16 protein-coding genes and 1 tRNA gene are annotated in these 19,852 nt (G+C 34.0%); 4 read left to right on the forward strand and 13 right to left on the reverse strand.

The genetic code is table 11. The features are described 5' to 3' along the window. Positions 1 to 1,209 (forward strand): M24 family metallopeptidase, encoded by a 1,209-nt coding sequence (locus ACVCZW_RS10465; RefSeq protein ID WP_452232370.1) that lies wholly within the window; start codon positions 1 to 3, stop codon positions 1,207 to 1,209. A 39-nt stretch (positions 1,210 to 1,248) separates the two neighbouring features. Here ACVCZW_RS10465 and ACVCZW_RS10470 read toward each other — a convergent pair whose 3' ends face one another. From ACVCZW_RS10470 to ACVCZW_RS10500, 7 genes are all read right to left on the reverse strand, one after another. Beyond that, entirely contained in the window at positions 1,249 to 2,574 is a 1,326-nt protein-coding gene (locus tag ACVCZW_RS10470; protein ID WP_452232371.1) for a S28 family serine protease, read from the reverse strand. Positions 2,575 to 2,603: 29 nt separating this feature from the next. Further along, entirely contained in the window at positions 2,604 to 3,035 is a 432-nt protein-coding gene (locus ACVCZW_RS10475; RefSeq protein ID WP_452232372.1) for a YybH family protein, read from the reverse strand. Between the two features lie 11 nt (positions 3,036 to 3,046). Next, a complete protein-coding gene (locus ACVCZW_RS10480; protein ID WP_452232633.1) occupies positions 3,047 to 3,142 on the reverse strand; it encodes a hypothetical protein in 96 nt (31 codons plus the stop codon). Between the two features lie 174 nt (positions 3,143 to 3,316). Next, a complete protein-coding gene (locus tag ACVCZW_RS10485) occupies positions 3,317 to 4,276 on the reverse strand; it encodes an ornithine cyclodeaminase family protein (protein WP_452232373.1) in 960 nt (319 codons plus the stop codon). Positions 4,277 to 4,381: 105 nt separating this feature from the next. Further along, positions 4,382 to 5,482, reverse strand: a complete 1,101-nt coding sequence (locus tag ACVCZW_RS10490) for a DUF4407 domain-containing protein (protein ID WP_452232374.1) — start codon at positions 5,480 to 5,482, stop codon at positions 4,382 to 4,384. A gap of 134 nt (positions 5,483 to 5,616) precedes the next feature. Then, positions 5,617 to 7,701: a M56 family metallopeptidase gene (locus ACVCZW_RS10495; protein ID WP_452232375.1), complete on the reverse strand. Its 2,085-nt coding sequence runs from the start codon at positions 7,699 to 7,701 to the stop codon at positions 5,617 to 5,619. Between the two features lie 38 nt (positions 7,702 to 7,739). Continuing rightward, positions 7,740 to 8,111: a BlaI/MecI/CopY family transcriptional regulator gene (locus ACVCZW_RS10500; protein ID WP_452232376.1), complete on the reverse strand. Its 372-nt coding sequence runs from the start codon at positions 8,109 to 8,111 to the stop codon at positions 7,740 to 7,742. Between the two features lie 155 nt (positions 8,112 to 8,266). Between ACVCZW_RS10500 and ACVCZW_RS10505 the strand changes: the two genes are divergently transcribed. Further along, the gene (locus ACVCZW_RS10505; protein ID WP_452232377.1) at positions 8,267 to 9,601 is read left to right on the forward strand and encodes a M28 family peptidase; all 1,335 of its coding nucleotides are present in this window, start codon (positions 8,267 to 8,269) and stop codon (positions 9,599 to 9,601) included. Here ACVCZW_RS10505 and ACVCZW_RS10510 read toward each other — a convergent pair. Next, positions 9,598 to 10,467, reverse strand: a complete 870-nt coding sequence (locus ACVCZW_RS10510; protein WP_452232378.1) for a DMT family transporter — start codon at positions 10,465 to 10,467, stop codon at positions 9,598 to 9,600. The two genes, ACVCZW_RS10505 and ACVCZW_RS10510, sit on opposite strands and share 4 nt — an antisense overlap. Positions 10,468 to 10,674: 207 nt before the next feature. After that, on the reverse strand, positions 10,675 to 12,063 hold the full coding sequence (locus ACVCZW_RS10515; protein WP_452229660.1) for a dipeptidase: 1,389 nt from the start codon (positions 12,061 to 12,063) through the stop codon (positions 10,675 to 10,677). Positions 12,064 to 12,179: 116 nt separating this feature from the next. Here ACVCZW_RS10515 and ACVCZW_RS10520 point away from each other — a divergent pair. Together ACVCZW_RS10520 and ACVCZW_RS10525 are read left to right on the forward strand one after the other, a co-directional pair. Continuing rightward, positions 12,180 to 12,261: transfer RNA gene (locus ACVCZW_RS10520), tRNA-Leu, on the forward strand. Between the two features lie 400 nt (positions 12,262 to 12,661). Continuing rightward, positions 12,662 to 13,771 carry a formylglycine-generating enzyme family protein gene (locus ACVCZW_RS10525; protein ID WP_452229661.1) on the forward strand — a complete coding sequence of 370 codons (1,110 nt, stop codon included), beginning with the start codon at positions 12,662 to 12,664 and terminating at the stop codon, positions 13,769 to 13,771. Between the two features lie 107 nt (positions 13,772 to 13,878). On the opposite strand, the gene ACVCZW_RS10530 is transcribed toward ACVCZW_RS10525, so the two are convergent. From ACVCZW_RS10530 to ACVCZW_RS10545, 4 genes are read right to left on the reverse strand one after another with little or no spacing between them, the layout of a single operon-like run. Next, positions 13,879 to 15,717: an arylsulfatase gene (locus ACVCZW_RS10530; protein ID WP_452229662.1), complete on the reverse strand. Its 1,839-nt coding sequence runs from the start codon at positions 15,715 to 15,717 to the stop codon at positions 13,879 to 13,881. A gap of 25 nt (positions 15,718 to 15,742) precedes the next feature. After that, positions 15,743 to 17,131 carry a sulfatase family protein gene (locus tag ACVCZW_RS10535; RefSeq protein ID WP_452232379.1) on the reverse strand — a complete coding sequence of 463 codons (1,389 nt, stop codon included), beginning with the start codon at positions 17,129 to 17,131 and terminating at the stop codon, positions 15,743 to 15,745. Between the two features lie 7 nt (positions 17,132 to 17,138). After that, entirely contained in the window at positions 17,139 to 18,689 is a 1,551-nt protein-coding gene (locus tag ACVCZW_RS10540; RefSeq protein ID WP_452229664.1) for a sulfatase family protein, read from the reverse strand. Positions 18,690 to 18,693: 4 nt separating this feature from the next. Further along, on the reverse strand, positions 18,694 to 19,848 hold the full coding sequence (locus ACVCZW_RS10545; RefSeq protein ID WP_452229665.1) for a putative glycoside hydrolase: 1,155 nt from the start codon (positions 19,846 to 19,848) through the stop codon (positions 18,694 to 18,696). Positions 19,849 to 19,852 lie beyond the last annotated feature (4 nt).

The raw sequence follows: 19,852 nt of genomic DNA on the forward strand, positions 1-19,852 counted from the left end.
ATGATAGGAATAGGAGGATCTACAATAAAAGCAGAATTAGCTGCAATTAAACCGACAGCGCATTTAGTACAGCCCATTCAAAAGGAAGAATTTCAGCAACGAATGGACAAAGCGTGTCGGATGATGCAAGAGCAAAATGTTCCTGCGTTGTATCTAAATGCGGGTACCAATTTATTCTACTTTACAGGAATGAAATGGAATGCAAGTGAGCGTATGGTTGGTGCTCTATTATTTCCAAATGGAAAGCTCATTTATATTGCTCCGGAATTTGAGAAGGGAACTATTTTCGATTTTATGTTAATAGAAGGAACGGTGCATGGTTGGGAAGAACACGAATCTCCTTACCAATTATTTGCAACACTTTTAGAGGCAAACGGCGTAGCGTCTGGAGCTATTGCTATGGATGAAGCAACACCATTTTTTGTTTTTGATGGGATTAGAAGTTGTCAAGATGCTTATGAATTAGTGAGTGCGAAAGCTATTACTGCAGGTTGTAGAATGATTAAATCGGAAGCAGAAATTGCTATTATGCAACATGCTATGAACATCACTTTAGAAGTACATAAAGCAGTAGCAAGAATTTTATACGTAGGAATTTCGGCAAAAGAAGTAACCGATTTTATTAACGATGCACATATAAAATATGGAGCGACTTCCGGATCTTATTTCTGTATTGTACTGTTTGGAGTAGATTCTTCTTTTCCGCATGGTGTAAAAACCCCAAAAGATCTAGAAGAAAACGAGGTGGTTTTGGTAGATACAGGTTGTATGCTGCATGATTATATTTCCGATATTACAAGAACTTATGTTTTTGGACAAGCAGATGAAGAACAAAAACGTATTTGGAACATTGAAAAGGAAACACAGCAAGCTGCTTTTGATGCTGCGCAATTAGGAAATACTTGTGCGGATGTGGATAATGCTTCTCGAGTGGTTTTAGAATCTCATGGATTAGGGCCAGATTATAAATTGCCAGGATTACCACATAGAACAGGACATGGCATCGGCTTAGGAATTCATGAATGGCCATATATTGTTAGAAACGACAAAACCGTTTTAGCAGCAGGAATGACTTTTAGTAATGAACCAATGATTTGCGTTCCAGACAAATTTGGAATCCGATTAGAAGATCATATTTACATGACTAATGATGGTCCGAAATGGTTTACAAAACCAATGCATAGTATCGATAATCCGTTTGGTATTTAGAGAAATCGGAAGAAAATGTATCGCTACTCATTTTCTACCTTATTCTTTTAACCAACCATCAATAATGCTGTAAATTTTAGTTTTGGTTTCCGGATCAAAACTTTTAATTCTTGTAGTGTGACTTCCTTTTGGATTTACAAATTTATAAACTTCTCTTTGGGAAGCATCTTTAGTAAGTTCCACAGCAGTTGCACTCCAAGAATCATATTCACCATAAATAAACAACATGTCTTCTGCAGAAGTATCTAAAAAAGATTTAATTTCTTGCATCGGTTTTAGATTGTAGTTTTTGGAAACGCCTTCCGGAAAAGCCCAATCAAATTTGTAAATTTCTTCGGTGTTTAAATAGGTTTTAAAAGGAGCGGTTTCATAACCATAAATCCCTTGTTCTGTTAAAGCAGCCCAAAAATAAGGTTGTAAACCTTCCACAGATTTTTCATCAAAAAAACCATAACCTACAACATCTATTAAGTGGTTGTAGATGTTTTCAATAGTTAGATTTTCGGTAGGAATACTATCTATTGGAGTTCCCCATTGCCAAAAAGCAAATGCGTATTCCAAGATGGTATAATCTATTGCTTTTTCTACACCAAACTCCCAAGTCATGCCTTTTTCTTCTCCAACATTTTTCATCCTTTCTAAAAGGGCGCTTCTGTTTTCAAAGCATACTTTTTGAAAGGCTGTAATCTTTTCACGAGCTTCTTTTGTGCCTACATTTTTTAGAAACGAATACACTCTAGGATCTTCTCTTTGGTAATTTAAAGGACCAACATAACAGACACTTGCATCTACATTTTTCGGAAAATATCTTCGGTGTGCCATCGTCGTTTGGCAACCTTTAGAAATTCCTGTCGTAACAAATTTGGCCTCAGGATATATTGCGTTTTTTATGGAAGTAATAATATATTCTTGGTCTTTCGCAGCGTTCGCAATGGTTAACGTATTCCAATCTATATTTTCAGGACGCGAATTATTAAAGTATCGATGTTCAATAGCTAATTGATTTGCTTGGTAATGATCTGCTAGTTCGCCGGCTTTTTCTGAGCCAATTCCGTAACCACGAAGCTCTACAATTACAGGTTTGTTTTTGTCTTCAAAACCTAAAAATACACGTTGTTTAAATGTGCCTTTAGATACGTCGTTATGGTCTATTGGTTGCTGAAACCAGATTTCGTAATTTTCATCAAAATGACTGGATTGCTCATGCTTTTCAATACTTACCACATTTTTTATGGAAGCCAATTTTTCGAAATTTGAAACTTCGATAGCAATTGCAGTCGGAGTTTTATCTGCAACTTGCGAAGTTTTACAACTAATAAATAATATTACTAAAGATATTAAAAAGTACGATCGAATATATTTCATGTTAGTCTTGTTTTTAGTTTTTCAGAAAATTAGCAAGAAGTATCTGCTACAATTTTCCATTCCCCATTTATTTTTTTAAATATAATCATAAAAACACCATTGGCATCTCCTACTTTTCGTTTTAAATAGTATGCTCCCATAACCCAATAATTGCCATTACTAATTTTTGAAATATCCTTTATTGTAAAGGTTAAAGTCCCAGCATGTTCTTTTGTAGGGTATCCTTTTTTGTAGTTGTCTAAAGTCTGTTGCCAACCTTTTGTGATACCGTTACTACCATAAAATTTTAAAGAATCACTTTTCCAATAGCCTTGCATAAAACCTTCCAAGTCATTATTCGACCAAGCTTTTTCTTGTAGTTTCATAACTGCTACAATAGCTTCTTGGTCTTCTTTTACCGTAGTTTGAGAATTACAAATGGTAACACTAATTAGACAAAGTAAAAGAATTATTTTTTTCATAGTTTGAAGTGTTATTTTAAAATAAATCCATCTTTCATGGGATCTTTAGGATCTACTAAAAAAGTTTGTATTCCTGTTGTATATGCGGTTCCTTCTACTTCTGGAATTACAGCTTTGAAAGTCGCATAATCTTCTTAAGAAATTATAGAACCTTTAAAAACAGAATCTGTAATACTTTCAATGGTACTAGTTTATCCGCCAGTAAACATTTCAATGGTTTTTAGATACACCAATTTTCGGGCGGAATAAAATCCGTTTTCCAAAGTGTATTTGGATATGCTTTATGCATTTGTAAATTTATTATAATAATAATTAGCGGCAGCTAAATCTTCTATAGCATGTCCAACAGATTTAAAAACCGTAATTTCATTTTCGTTCTGTCTGCCTTTGGTTGTGTTAGAAGTTAAGCCGAATAAATCGCCTTTTATGTCTTCCTCTTTAAGCGTGCCATTTTTTAGTGGAATAACAATGTCACCGCTTTCTTTTAATCCGCCTTGAAAAGTATCTACATAAACGGAAGCTTTTTTAATGGTAGCATCATCGGCTTCGCGCATGTCTACTTTATAAGCGCCAACTAAATCAATATGTTGTCCTTTTTTTAAATATGAACCTAAAATTAATGGTGTTTTAGAAAGTGTAGCACAGGACACAATATCTACATCCGCTATTTTTTCTTCTATAGTTTGGACGGCCTGAACGGTGAAGTTTTCATTTTTTAAGCTGGAAGCAATTGCTTTCGCTTTTTCATAATTTCTTCCCCAAATATAAACGGTTTGTATAGGCCTTACGGAAGCATGTGCTTGAATTAGATTAGCGGATAAAGCACCTGTTCCAATCATTAGCATGCTACTTGCATTTTGTTTGGATAAGTAAACGGATGCCAAAGCCGAAGCCGCTGCTGTGCGCTTAGCAGTTAAGCTTTTTGCTTCTAATATTGCCTTGATATTTCCTTTAATGGCATCTAAATAAATATAGACACCTTGAATAGCAGGTAAATTAAATGGACCGTTTTCTGGACTAACTGTAACTATTTTAACTCCAGCATTTTTATCGGGATTCCATGCAGGCATTAATAAAAGTGTAGAGTCTTTATGTACCGAAGGATTTGGAAAATCATGATGGTGACGCATAGGTACCATAATGCTCTTATTGGAAAAGCATTGTTTTATTTCTTGAATCAATTCTGTAAAAACAGTATTTTGTTCCATGAAATCCCCATCGATTTGTAGTATGTTTTTCATAACTTTAAAAGTAATGAAATCTTAAATTTTAATCACTATATATTCGGTAATCGAATAAAATTCTATTTATTATGGTTAATATAGTATTAGTTGGTGTTTTCTATTTTATAATATCTTCGTTTGTTTGGCATAAAAAGCATCTTGTTGTTTTTTCATAAGCTCTCGAGCGATTTCCTTTTTGTAAGCATAAAGTTCTTCCTCTTCTGCAATGTCTTTATACACTTTATCATTTAGCAGATTGTCTGCATGAAGCATTCTTTTTTCTTGGTTTACTTGCTGTGTGGTCCAGGTTCTAATTTTATGTTCTTCATTCTCAAACTTAAAGTCGTATTCTCCTTTTGGTGATAGTAATTTTGCGATAATAGGAGAGGTTTCAATTGCTAAAAACAATAAGAATATGAATAGACTTGGTAGCCATGGCAATTGATTTAATGCGTTTACTCGTGCCATTAAACCATCAAAACCATCAATAATAGGTTGTGTGTTTGTTACTTGTGTTTCGTAATCTGTTTTAAGCTGAACTATTTGCGTTTCGGTGGTTGCTATTTTTTCTTTGTTTGCAGTTTTTAATTCTTGTAATTCTGCTAAAGCAGCATCGTGCTTATCTCGCTTTTCTTTGTACACAGGACCTTTTCCTAAAAGCTTGGTTCCTGCTGTGCCTTCTGCTTCGTTAATAAAAATGGCATACAACGTGTTTACTGCTGCTTCTTTGGTTTCTATTTCTGTTTGTAGCGTTTTGATATTGCTTTCTAAAGCTTGGACTTCTGGAGTAAATTGTAAAGCAATCTGGTCTTGATTGGCTAGCGTAAGTTCGTTTTTTTGTTCTAAAAGGACTTGATTAATTTCCTTTTCGAAAATCTTTAATTCTAGCGGTTTTGAGATTACAATAGCGATGATTAATGCCAATACAATTCTTGGTGATGCTTGGGTAAATTCATCTATAAAACGTTCCCTTTTCTTTATGGTAGAAACAATAAAACGATCTAAATTAAAAATGAGTAATCCCCAGATTAAACCGAAAAAGATGGCAGCATATAGGTTATCGAAAACAGTAAAAAGTGCATAACTAGAAGCTATAAAAGCCATAACTGCTGTAAAAAACACAGTGGCTCCAATTCCTGCGTATTTGTTTTGCTCGCCATTCGAGCAGTCTTTTAAGATGTTGGTGTCTGCGCCAGAGCATATAATGAAAAATTGTTTTAACATGATTGGATTGATTTTGATGGATTGATGATTGTCTATTAGAACGCTAACTATACTATTTTGTTACAGTTTTTATCAAAAAAAAGACCCTTCAGGTTTTTAAAACCTGAAGGGTCTGCATATTAAAATGGATACCTCTAGTTTAAAAGCACTCCTTTTTCATTTACTTTTTTTCCATATCTATTGAAATAGGTGATTTTTTTGTTTTTAACCGTGTAGAAATAAGAGGTGCCATTTATGACTACATAGCCATTTCTGTTTTTCTGTGTATTCGATTTAACTTCTTGTATTGTTTCTACTTTAGTAATTACTTTTCCGTTATCATCGGTGATTACAGGTTGTGTAGTAATATTTACCATTGGTCTTTCTACATTTTTAGTTTGTGTAGAAATACTTAAGTCGTCATCATTTTTCACTATTTCAATGGCTTCATCGGAGGTTATTTTCTTTCCTTCATAATAAAAATCAGCATTTTCTTTTGCCATTTCTATAACGTGATCGATAGGTGATTTTGGTGGTGGAGGCGGAGGTGGTATTTGCTCTCTTACTCCTCCATTTTCTATGGTGTACTTCTTATTATATTCCTCATGAATCTTTTCATATTTCGCTTTTTGTTCTGGAGTTGCATTACTTGGAACTGGCGGTGGCGGTGGCGGAATAAGAGAAGCTTCTCCTTTTTTTACTTTAGGAGGATTTGGTGGTGGCGGAATATCGCTAATTTCTCCTTTTTTAACTTTTGGAGAATTAGAATAATTTTTGTCCCCTTTAGCTAGTAAATGGATTAGTATGGGTTGGAAACTTTCAGTTGTCGTTTTAATACTAAATAACTGAACCATTGTTCCTTTTTCTAAATCCTTTAATTGAATTTTTGCGCTTTTATTTAAGCTGTTTCCTGTTATTTTTACTGTTGGTTTTCCAGCAATTTTAAATAGGAAACTCTTTATTTCTTGATTGGTAGTTGTGCCCAGAATCAGGTTTTCTATTCCTTCTTTAGATAGATTTACAGTGCAACCATCACACGGAATTTTGTTTATAGTTGGTATTGTTTGTTGTTTTTCACTTGCAGTATTAGTTGAAGTAATATTTATCTTCGAATATCCAGCTCTTCTAAGCTTTTCTTTTACATCTGTTAAAAATCCCATTTCCAAATTATCTTCCAATTTAATGGTAACTACAACTGTTTTTTGTTTGTCTTCAAAAGTGAGTTTAGGATGAAATTCTTTAAGCGTGTTTTGTAAATTTTCTAAAGTTGTAGGTTTATTATTTACAAAAATATTCAGGTCTTTGGTGATAAATAATTCTAAGTCTTCGGAATTATGTATTACCTCAAAAGATATTTGATCATTTGTGTCGGCCTCTTTTTCTACTTGCTTTGTAGTACTAAAACTAAAAATTAAGATAGCTAATAATGGCAGTAGTAATAAACTACGAAGCCAAAAGGTCTGTTTGGATGTTTGTGTTTTCATAACTGTAAATCGTTTTTTGATGGATGAATAATTGATTGCGTGTTCTAAGGTTAATTCTTGCTGGTTTGATGAGAACGATAGCAAGGTTTTTTGATACGTTGTACTTTCTATTCCTTGATTTATAACAGCTTGGTCTGCTAGAAATTCATGGTTTAGTTTGATGTCTTTTTTTAATAAATATACTAATGGATGAAACCAAAATATAATTTGGAGCACCTCTATAAAAAGTATGTCTGCACTGTGTTTTTGTAGTGCATGTGTTTGCTCATGAAGTAAAACTTCTTTTGGGATTTCATTATTTTCAAATTTGATTTTGTTTAAAAATATGTAGTTGAAAAAAGTGTGCGGTATTACCAAATCTTTTAATAATACACTTATAAAACGCGAAGTTTTCTGTTTTGGATTGCGCTTTATTTTTATTAAAATTCCGGTGAGACTGTATATAAATCGGATGGAGAATAGCAATACACCAATTCCGTAAATACACCATAATATGATTGGTATATAACTAGTAGATTCTATTAAATCCGGATTTTGTATTTCCTGAAAAGGAGGGAATCCCGTAAAATTATTTACAATATTTTGTGGTTCTATATATTCTATAAAAGTGATAAAAGGAATTCCTACGGAAACCAAAACAACTCCTATTAAATACATGCGTTTAAAATGATGGTTGCTGGTTTGCTCTAAAAACACTTTATAAAAAGCGATAAATGCCAATAGACAGAGACTAGATTTTAAAAGCGCTATTTCCATAATTATTTAATGTGTTGATTCTATTTTTAACGATAAAACTACTGTGGTTTGTTTTCTATTTCTTGATCTATAATAGCTCTTAAATCCTCTAATTCTTTTTTAGAAAGGTTGGTTTCTTTGGTGAAAAAGGAAGCGAATTGCGAACTGCTATCGTTAAAAAAGTTTTTTATTAGTCCGTTTACATGTTTAGAGAAGTAGTCTTTTTTCTTGACTAGCGGAAAATATTCGCGGGAATTACCATAAAGTGTATAATTAATAAACCCTTTACCAGTCATACGCTTTAAAAGTGTTGCAACCGTAGTATTTGCAGGTTTAGGTTCTGGATACGCTTCTAGTAAATCTTTCATAAAAGCTTTTTCTAATTTCCAGAGGTGATTCATTAGATCTTCTTCTGTTTTTGATAATTGCATCTCTACATGTTTAGATTGTTCTCTACAAATGTAGAGAATAAAATTCAATTCTACAAGTGTAGAGTTGGAATATTTTTAATTGCATTACCTTTACTCTAAAAATTAGTGCATTTTATTTTATGAAAAAGGTATACTTTATTTTATGTTCTCTATTAATGAGTTCTTTTGTCAATGGTCAAACTATTACAGAAGTAATAAACCAAATGGATTTAGATTCTTTGCAACTTACTTTAAGAGAGTTTGCGGGAGAACAAGCAACAATTATTAATGGGGATGCGGTAACAATAACTAGTAGAGTGCATTCTAATAATGATTTGGCTGCAGATTATTTATATGAAAGATTAGATCGGTTGGAGAATCTTTCTGTGGCTAACCAATTAATTAATGGGGAAGCAGGAAGAAGAAATATTATAGCTACACAATTAGGAAAAACAAATCCGGATAACATATATATTATTTGTGCACATTATGATTCTGTTGCTCGTTATTGCGCAGATGATAATGCATCTGGTACAGCAACGGTTTTAGAAATTGCTAGAATATTATCAGCGCAATGTTTAGATAATACCATTGTATATGCGCTTTGGGATGAGGAAGAGATTGGCTTGGTTGGCGCTTCTCATTATGCAAATTTAGCTGCTGCTAACAATGACAATATTTTGGGTGTTTTAAATATTGATATGATGGGTTATGATGGAAATAATGACAATAATTTTGATATCGATGTTAGAGATATTGGCAATTCTTTAGCTATGAAAGATGATCTTATTTCTATTTTAAATAACCCGGATTACGGATTCACATTAGACGTTAATGTAGTAAACCCAGGAACTACAGCTAGTGATCATTCTAGATTTTGGAATCAGGGATTCTCTGCAGTGTTGGTAGGAGAATCTTGGGAAACCAATGACCAAACCCCTTTTTATCATAGTTCGGATGATAAATATAATACTTTAAATTTTCCGTATTATCATGAGCTTTCTAAGTTGATTATGGGATATATGGTAACCAAAGCTGGTCTTGTAAATGTAGATAATACAGTAACTCAAACAGGAAATACGTTAATTTCTAATCAAAATGCAGCTACTTACCAATGGGTCAATTGTGATACTAATGCAAATGTGACTGGAGAAACAAATCAAAGTTTTACTCCTTTAATAAATGGGAATTATGCGGTGGAAATAACTTTTGGATCCTGTGAAGAAAAGAGTACTTGTTTTGTGTTTGATGCGCTTGGATTAGAAGTGTTTGATGCAGATGAAATTACGTTATATCCTAATCCAGTGCACACAAATCTAGTTATGGAAAGGGTTTCTGTTTTAGAGGATGTAACTATGGAGTTGTATGATATTACAGGAAAAATTATATTAAATAAAACTTCTTCTGAAAGTAAAATAGTATTAGATGTAAGTGCTTTGAGCAATGGTGTTTATTTCATTAAAGCACGTTCTAATAATAAATATAGTATTACTAAAATAGTAAAAAACTAATCGTTCTTTTTGTTTTTAGAACGTACACTTTCTATAATAACAGTCGCTAGTATTAAAGAACCACCGATGTAGGTGTTAAATGTAGGTATTTCGGTTAGGAAAATATAGGCCAAAAGAATTCCGAAAATTGGTTGCGTACTACTAATAATACTTGCGGTACTCACACTAAAATATTTTAGCTTTTTAATAAATAGGGTATGTCCAATTGCTGTGGTTATGAAGGCTAGCATAATGACATAAGGATATTCTGTTTTTATGGTACTAGTGTCTTTGAAAAATAATACTGGCGCCAATAATACCGTGAGTATTAATAATTGATACACCATTAATGTAGTGCCATCATATTTAGCTACATGTTGTTTTAATATTAGAATTCGTAAAGCATAAAAAACAGCAGAAAGAAGACCTAAAAAGACTCCTTTTACATTTGAGTTTTCTAGATTAAAATCTGGGGCAAGAATATAAATACCCAAAAGCACCAGTATTCCTAATAGTATATGTATTGGATCGAATTTTATTTTAATAAATAAAGGTTCTAAAAGAGCAATTATAACAGGAAAAGTATACAAGGAAAGCATGCCTAAAGCTACATTGGATAATTTGAGCGCATAGAAATAGGAAATCCAATGTGCTCCCATAAAAAAGGCGCTTAGAATAAAAGGAAGCCTGTCTTTTTTAGAATGCAATTTTAGGTCTATTTTTTTATACCTGCAATACGTAAAAAGGATTATAAACGCTAATGCACTTCGCCACCAAACAAGCACTTCGGTAGGCATGTCTATATATTTACCTAAAACACCAGAAGTACTTATAAAGCAAGTTGCTAATGTAAGTTCTAATAGATGTTTAAAGTGACTATTCTTCATATAATAGTATGTTTGTTGCTGTGTTAGCAATTGCAATGGCATCCTTTTTTGTGAAGCTCTTATTCTTGAAATTTAAACATTTTAGTATTAATAAATTTATGTGTAAGATCCCAAAACAAGTTTGGGACTGCTTCGCAGAAAAGATATAATGAAAAGTGCGACCTCCTTATGCTTATTAAAAAAGCAGAAGGAGGTAACACCCAAATACTATTTATTTAATGCTGTAAAATAGTGGTAGAAATAAGGAATCGTTTCAATACCTTTTAGGTAATTCCATACGCCGAAATGCTCATTTGGCGAGTGAATGGCATCGCTGTCTAAACCAAATCCCATTAAAATAGTTTTACTTTTTAGTTCTTTTTCAAAAAGTGAAACAATAGGAATACTTCCTCCGCTACGTTGTGGAATTGGCGTTTTTCCAAAGGTTTCTGTATAGGCTTTACTTGCCGCTTTATAACCAATACTATCGATTGGTGTTACATAACCTTGTCCGCCATGATGCGGCGTCACTTTCACAGTCACCCCTTTAGGAGCAATACTTTCAAAGTGTTTTTTAAAGAGTTGGGTGATTTCTTCCCAGTCTTGATTTGGTACTAAACGCATCGAAATTTTAGCAAATGCCTGACTTGCAATTACCGTTTTTGCACCTTCACCTGTATAACCACCCCAAATACCGTTGACATCTAAAGTTGGTCTTATTGAGTTTCTTTCGTTGGTAGAATATCCTGCTTCCCCATAAACGGCATCAATATCTAATGCTTTTTTATAGTTGTCTAAAGAGAAAGGTGCTTTCGCCATTTCTGCTCTTTCTTCGGTACTAAGTTCTTCTACATTATCATAAAAACCAGGAATGGTAATATGATTGTTTTCATCATGTAACGAAGCAATCATTTTGGTTAATACGTTGATTGGGTTTGCAACTGCTCCACCATAAAGACCAGAATGTAAATCTCTATTCGGACCAGTAACTTCTACTTCTACGTAACTTAAACCACGTAACCCTGTGGTTATAGAAGGTGTGTCTTTGGCAATCATTCCAGTATCGGAAATTAAGATAACATCGTTACTTAGTTTTTCATGGTTTTCTTTTACAAAATCGGCAAGACTTGCACTACCAACTTCTTCTTCTCCTTCTATCATGAATTTCACGTTACAAGGCAATTGGTTGGTTTGCGTCATAAGCTCCATGGCTTTCACATGCATGTACATTTGTCCTTTGTCATCACAAGCACCACGAGCAAAAATAGCACCTTCTGGATGTAGTTCTGTTTTCTTGATTACAGGTTCGAATGGAGGAGAATCCCATAAGTTAATAGGATCTGGTGGTTGCACGTCATAATGACCATAAACGAGCACTGTTGGCAAGTTTTTATCTATAATTTTATCGCCATATACGATAGGATATCCTTTAGTTTGACAAATTTCTACGTTTTCACAGCCTGCTTTTTCAAGACTGGACTTAATTTCGTCTGCTGTTTTTAAAACGTCTTTCTTGTATGCGGAATCTGCGCTAATAGACGGAATTTTAAGTAGTTCGATCAATTCGTTTAAGAATCTATCCTTGTGCTGATCGATATATTTTTTAATGTCTTTCATAATAAATTTACGGTTTTTGTAAAAGTACAAAAAAGAGGTATAATTTTCTTTATTTAGATGTTATGAATATTAAAAGTATTGTTTATATTTGCAATCCGAAATTATCGGAATAAGTTGCAGGCGTGGTGGAATTGGTAGACACGCTAGACTTAGGATCTAGTGCCGCGAGGTGTGAGAGTTCGAGTCTCTCCGCCTGTACAGAGTAAAAAAGCTGACTTTAACGAGTTGGCTTTTTTGTTTTATAAGATTTTTGAAAGTATGGAGACGAGAAGTTTATGGGGAGCGCAGACGAAGTGAGTCTCTCCGCCTGTACATAATAGAAAAGCTAACTTTAACGAGTTGGCTTTTTGTTTTATAAGATTTTACAAGAAATGAGTATTTCTTTGGTTGAATGAAGCAAAGCAGATTTATAGCGCTTATTTAATTTTACGCTAATATTTTTAATATTGGATATTTTGACCAAATACTTGCAATAGTATGACTCTAAATTAGTTTATTTACAACTGAAATAGTAGGTGATTTGTTGGATAGCAATTCCATTATCACGTTATTTCCTTAAAATCACAATTCTGAATAATTATATTTATAAAAAAACAATATGTATCATCAAAGCATAACAAAGCAGTTCACTTATTTTTTTCTAATTTTATTTCTTTTCTCCACAGTGTATAGCTGTAAAAAGGGAGAGGATAAAAAATTATCTGAACCCGAAGCTGAATTTAAGCCAATTTCAAAAATCGAAGCACCTGAAGGAATGGTTTGGGTGCAAACAAAAACCTTTTTACAAGGAGCAAAAGAATCTGACAATTATGCCATGCCAAGAGAAAAACCAGCGCATATGGTAACTGTAGATGGTTTTTATATGGATATTACGGAAGTTACCAACAAGCAATTTAAAGCATTTGTTGCGGCTACAGATTATATTACCATTGCAGAACGCGAGATAGATTGGGAAGAAATGAAAAAAGAATTACCTCCGAATACACCAAAGCCGCACGATTCTATTCTACAACCAGGGAGTTTAATTTTTAATAAAGATGTAAATGCTGTGGTAAATATGGAAAACTATGGGCAATGGTGGGCATGGGAAACGGGAGCTGACTGGAGACATCCGGATGGGCCAGCATCTACTATTGAAGGGAAAGATGATTATCCTGTAGTTCATGTGGCGTACCAAGATGCTTTAGCGTATTGCAAATGGGCCAACAGACGATTACCTACTGAAGCAGAGTGGGAATCTGCTGCGCAAGGGACTAATGCCAATGCCATTTTTACTTGGGGAAATGATCCTACCCGTTTAGATGCTAATGCAAATACTTGGCAAGGTGTATTCCCTACTAAAAATGATTCTAAAGACGGATTCGAATTTATTTCTCCGGTAAAATCGTATCCTCCAAATAGTATTGGTTTATATGATATGGCTGGAAATGTATGGGAAATTACCAGTGATTTTTTCAGTGTAAAATATTATCGTGAATTAGATACTTCTAAAACTATTGTAAACCCTAAAGGAGCGGATGCGCATTTTAATCCTGATAATCCATATCAAGTAGAACACGTAATGAAAGGTGGGTCTTTTTTATGCCATGCTTCTTACTGTGCTAGTTTTAGAATTTCAGCAAAAATGGGTGTTTCTGAAGATTCTGGATCCGATCATATGGGCTTTAGAACGGTTGCTACACCAAATATGTTAGCGACTGAAGAATAATAAAGCTTTTGTATATATAACTAAAAAAAGGGAAAGTTGACTTTCCCTTTTTTTTATATTATAAAAATATTGGTAATACATAATAGGTATCACCATCTCTAAAACGGTTAGTCTATCAAAGAGAATTCTTTGGATACTCTTGTAACTCTCATATAAAAAGCACCCCAATCCACATCTTCATCCGTTGTAAACCAAGCACTCAAATCTGTTTCTCCTTTAGTGAAATTACCTTTAAAGGTTAATGCTTTAGCATCTTTTGTTACATCCATAGTTTGTTCCCAAGCACCAATTTTCACACCACCAGATTTGAAGTTCATTGTTCTACCTTCAGCAATAGCTTCGGTAGAAATAGTTCCTTCTTTTCCTGCTACTGCAGCATTAATGGCTAGGTCAGATTCGAATGGCCATCTGCTTAATTCAATAGTATACGTTCCAGACTGCTCAAATGCTACTGTAAATTCACCACCTATTGGATTCTTTTGTGCTTCTCTAATATAATTCTGATTCCACGGAATTTTTGAATCGTGAACATGTGTATCATGACAAGTTAATTCTATAGGATTTTGATTATCGGAACCTAAAACAATGATAGGAAACTGATTAAATTCTGTAGAAACAGAACTCCACCATGCATTATAATAGCCTCGCATTTGTTCTACTTTTTCAGGAAACTGCGCTGCTAGATCATTTTCTTGACCTGGATCTTTAGAAACATCGTACAATTCGGTACCATTAACCAATCTCATTTTGTCTGACATCACCGCACTTTTTCTCCATTTTATTGGACTTTGAACACGTTGCGAATCGGTGATAAGATAGTCTCTACCAATGGTTTCTTTTGTTCCTAAAATCAGTGAAGAAATATCGGAACCATCCATTGCTTTTTGTCCTTCAGGTAATTCTAAATTACATAAGGTGGCTAAGGTTGGTAAAATATCTAAATGTGCTGTTAAATCAGTCACATCTTTACCGCCGTTAATATTTTTTCCAGGATAGGATATAAAAAATGGCACGCGATGTCCACCTTCATATTCACTATTTTTAGTGCCTTTCATTCCTGCATTGAAACCATATAATTTACCTCCTACTGTTTTGTACCCAGAAGCTGTTCCATTATCCGTCATAAAAATAACAATCGTATTATCTGCAATTTTTAAATCTTCCAATTTCTTTTGAAGCTTCGCAAAGTTGTCATCGACATTGGTAATCATTCCATAAAATATTTTTTGAAACTCTGGAATGTCTAAATCTTTGTATTTGTTATAATAGGCTTCTGGCACATTATAGGGTAGGTGAGGTGCATTCAGAGAAATATAGGTGAAGAATGGTTCATCTTTCTTGTCTTCAATATATTTTATAGCTTCATCAAACCAAACATCTGTACAATACCCTTCAAACTTTGTAGGTACCCCATTTTTAAAATAAGTGTCATCAAAATAATCATTATCCCAATAATCTGGTGTCTGACCAACGCCACCACCACCATGTGTAATGGTGTATTTAAAGCCTTTGTCTTGCGGTCTAGAAGGGTAGGTGTCTCCTAAATGCCATTTCCCGAATATTGCGGTTTCGTAGCCATTTTCTTGAAACACATCTGCCATAGTAACTTCATCTTCTCTTAAAATAGAAACACCACCAATCGTGTGCCAAACACCAACTCTATTTGCATAACGTCCAGTCATTAAACCGGACCTTGAAGGCGCACAAGTTGGACCAACATGAAAGTCTGTTAAACGAACAGATTCATCATGAAATTTATCCAAAGCAGGAGTTTTTACTAAGGTGTTACCATGCGCACCTAAATCGCCATAACCTTGGTCATCTGTAATGATAACAATAACATTAGGCTGCTTTGTTTTTTCGGTCGTAACTGTTTTTGTTGATTGAGAGGTACATGAAAATGTAAATCCCATAAGTGCCATTAATACTACTATTTTTTTATTCATTTTAATGTTATTTATTGATACTAATCTATTTAGGTAATTCTTTTTTCCAATCTTTCCACAGACCTTTAAGTTCACTTACTCGTTGCTTATTAGTGTCTGCTATATTCGTTTTTTCAAATGGGTCTTTGGTAATATTGTAGAGTTCTTCTTTATTAATGTCTTCATTAAATAAAAGTTTCCAATCGCCTTTTCTAACAGCTCCTTGTGCCCAATGATCTGTTTTTACTTTTGGAAAACGCCATTCCCAAAATAAAGGTTTTGTTCGTGTAAAGCTATTATTTTCTAAAATAGAACTTATATTTTCGCCATCAATATTATAATTTTTTGGCAATTCGGTTTGAGCTAAGCTTGCAAAAGTTGGTAATAAATCTACTGTAGAAAGTATACTTGTAGAATCTACTTTATTTTCTTGAACGTGATTTTTCCATTTTACAATAAAAGGCACGACCACGCCTCCTTCATAAATATCCACTTTTCTTCCTTTTAAACCTGCTGTAGAACCAGCTTCCTTAGAAGGTCCCCATCCTGCAGGACCGTTATCACTTGAAAAAATAATTAATGTGTTGTCATCTAATCCCATTTCGGATATGGATTCTAATAATCTTCCAATATGAAAATCGGCATCTTTTAAAACCGCATAATACGTTTCTTTACTAGGTGATAAATCTTTAAAAGATTTGCGTTGTTCTTCGGAAGGCCACAAAGGTGTATGTGGATCTTTTAACCAAAGGTTCACAAACATGGGTTTTTGGCCTTTATTTCGTTTTATAAAATCGATCGTTTCATCTACAGCAATTCGACTCGAACTTTGTACCCAAAGCGTATCGGTATCCATAAATCGCGTGGTTGGCCATTTTTGATCTCCTTTCCAAGTTGGTCCATTTCCGTTCCAAACTCTGGTTTCGTCATAACCATATACTTTAGGTTCTGGTGCTGAAGGATCTCCATGAGGTTTGCCACCACCTCCTAAATGCCATTTACCAAAATGTGCGGTTTTATAACCCGCTTTTTGCATAGTTTGCGGTAGATAAGCAGGTAAAGAATCATTTAAATAATTGGGCATGTTACGTTTTGCGTTCACTTCATTTCCTGCAAAATGCCCATGAACTTGATGTCTTGCTGGATAGTGACCTGTTAACACCGAAGATCTGCTTGGAGAACACACACCACTTGTGACATGAAACTGTGTAAATCGTGTTCCTTCAGAAGCCATTTTATCTAGGTTAGGAGTGACCACTTCTGTATTTCCATACACTCCTAAATCTCCATAACCCCAATCATCTGCGAAAATAAAAATGATGTTTGGCCTAGTATCTTCTTGCGCTACTATAACTTCTTTTTTAGCGTTATTGCAAGAAAACAACATAATTGCAATCCCTAAAAGTGCGATATGTTTTAATAGACTTATTCTCATTTCCATATTAATTTTCAAACGTTTCTTTTTTCTGTTCCTTACTTAATACTGTTGCCAACTCATTGACTTTTTTAGGAAATTGACTAGCTAAATTAGTCTTTTGCCCAATATCATCTTTAAGGTTGAAAAGTTGTATGGTATCCTTATCGGTTTCAAAACGTTGCCCTTCTTTAAACCATTTTGGTATTCTAGCGTGATAACCATCTTTATTATTAATGTACAACCAATCGCCTTTTCTAACGGCGTATTTGGATGTATAGGTATTATGAATAATATTTTCTCTAACAGCCTTATTATTTTCAGTTAACCACAACTCAGAAAAATTATAACTATCATGATGAAAACCTTTTGGTAACTGACTATTTGTAATAGACGCTAAGGTATTTAGAATATCTATCTGACTAAATAATTGTGTGCTTTTCGTTCCTGGTTTAATGTTGTTTGGCCATTTTACGATAAAGGGCACATGATGTCCACCTTCATAAACATCTCTTTTTACACCTCTAAATGGATGCGAACTATCGTGATCGTAATTTTTAATACGATTATAGGCATAATGCTCAGAGCCATTATCTGATGTGAAAATTACAATGGTATTTTCATCAGCATTAATAGCTTTTAGGGCATTTAAAATTTGTCCAACAGCATCATCGGTTTGATACACCCAATCGCCATAAGGACCTGCATTACTTTTTCCTCTAAATTCTTCATTCGGAATTATTGGTGCATGCGGAGAAGGGAAAGCCATATATAAGAAGAACGGCTTTTCTGCTTTTTCTTGATTTTTTATAAAAGTGACAGCAGAACTTGTAACCGTTGGTAAAACATTATAAAAATCCCAATCCTTAACTGCTGGTCCTGGTCGTAATTCCCAATTGCCCTCTAATGCGAAATCTTCTTTTGGATGTTGTAAAGTCTCTGTTGGTGCTTCTTTAACTTTATCATTTTCTATCCAAGTATATGGTGGGAAATTAATAGTACCATCACCAAAATAGGAATCAAAACCAATAGATAAAGGTCCGTTAGGAATCCTTTTATTCCAATCATAAGCTTGCGCTGGCCAAATTTCGACGTCCTTCTTTCCGTGTTTCGCTTTTACTTTTTGCGTGAAATCTTTTTTTCGAATAGCTTCCCAGTTCCAACCTAAATGCCATTTTCCTATAGCTGCTGTATGATAACCGTTTTCTTGAAGAATTTTAGGTAAAGTCACCTGATTTTCTTTAAAAACAGATGCACCCATTGCATGTACAATGTCATTAAAATCTCTCCAATGATATCTACCCGATAAAAGCGCATATCTACTTGGCGTACAAACGCCAGAAGAACTATGGGCATCGGTCATTAAAAGACCTTCTTTGGCTAGTTGATCTAAATTTGGAGTTGGTATTTTGGATTGTGGATTTTGAATAGCTAAATCGCCATAACCCATATCGTCAGCATAAAATAGGATGATGTTGGGTCTATCCTTTTTCTCGGTTGGTTTTGCTGATTTTGTTTGTTGTTGACAAGCGGTTAAGCACACCAATATTAAAATATAAAAGTAGGCGCTTATTTTCATGGTTTTAGCTTTGTTTTTTCCAGTCAATGGTTGCTTTCTTATTTTCTAAATCGACCCAAATACTAGCATGCTCGTAATTTCGGGTTAAAATCCATTCATTTACCTGCATATCGTCTAAAGGTTTCCCTAAAGGTTGGTCAAATTCTGGATACCATAAAAGGGATCCCATATGTAAGCGATACCCCCAATTGTAACTAATATAAGAATGTTTTTGTGCTCCAGCTAAAAAAGAGGCTAATGCAAAAGTTAGATGTTCTTTAGAAAGTTTCTCTTTTTCTTTTTCAGATTTAGCCATAAATTTTTTGTCTACCCATGCATTCTCTGGCCATGTCTTAAACACTACAATTTTACCACTTTTACCTGCTTTTTCCATTTCTTGGATATCCTTAAGCATACTTTCTTTCGTTTTGCTATTAAAATATCCAAAATGTTCAATCATGATGGCATCTGTATAATCTGGAAAATCATTTCCGCTATTCCTAATTGGTGTGGAGCGTATTCCGTTATAAACGATCAATTTTTCCTCTCCAATTTTAGCTCTGGTTTCTTGAATTAAATCTTTTAAGCCTTGCTGAATGGCATCAAATTTTTCAGCTCCCCATAATTGTTTATTTCCTGGATTAGTTACTTGCACTAAGCCATCAAAGAAAACACCATCGATGTTTTTATTATTTAAATTGTCTTTAGCTACCTCTGACCACCAATCTCTAACTTCTGGATTAGATAAATCATAGCGCTTTATTTTTTCATTTTTTAAATCTAATTCGCCTGTTTTTGTTTTAAGCCACCAATCTGATTTTGTTTGATAGTCTTCATGCGCTTTATACATACTGTAATCTAAAAACGCATTCCAATAGAATACCACTTTCATATCTGGATTTAGATGCTTTAATACTTTCGCATCGGCAGCAATCGATTCTTCAGAATGTTTATATTTAGGAAAACCATGCGCCTTTTCTAATACCGTAAAGTTAGAATGAGACGCTATAAATTTTGCTTCCGATTTGGTTAAGAGATCCCCTTTTTTTCCGAAGTGAAAAGCTACAGGAACCTTGTCCCAACTAAATTCTGGAAAATGGGTATCACTTTGAGAAAAGGCTGTTTGAACTAAAAACAAACCAATTAAAAATAGACTTTTATGTAGAGTAGGGGACTGCATATGG

Source organism: Lacinutrix sp. MEBiC02595, assembly GCF_053601555.1.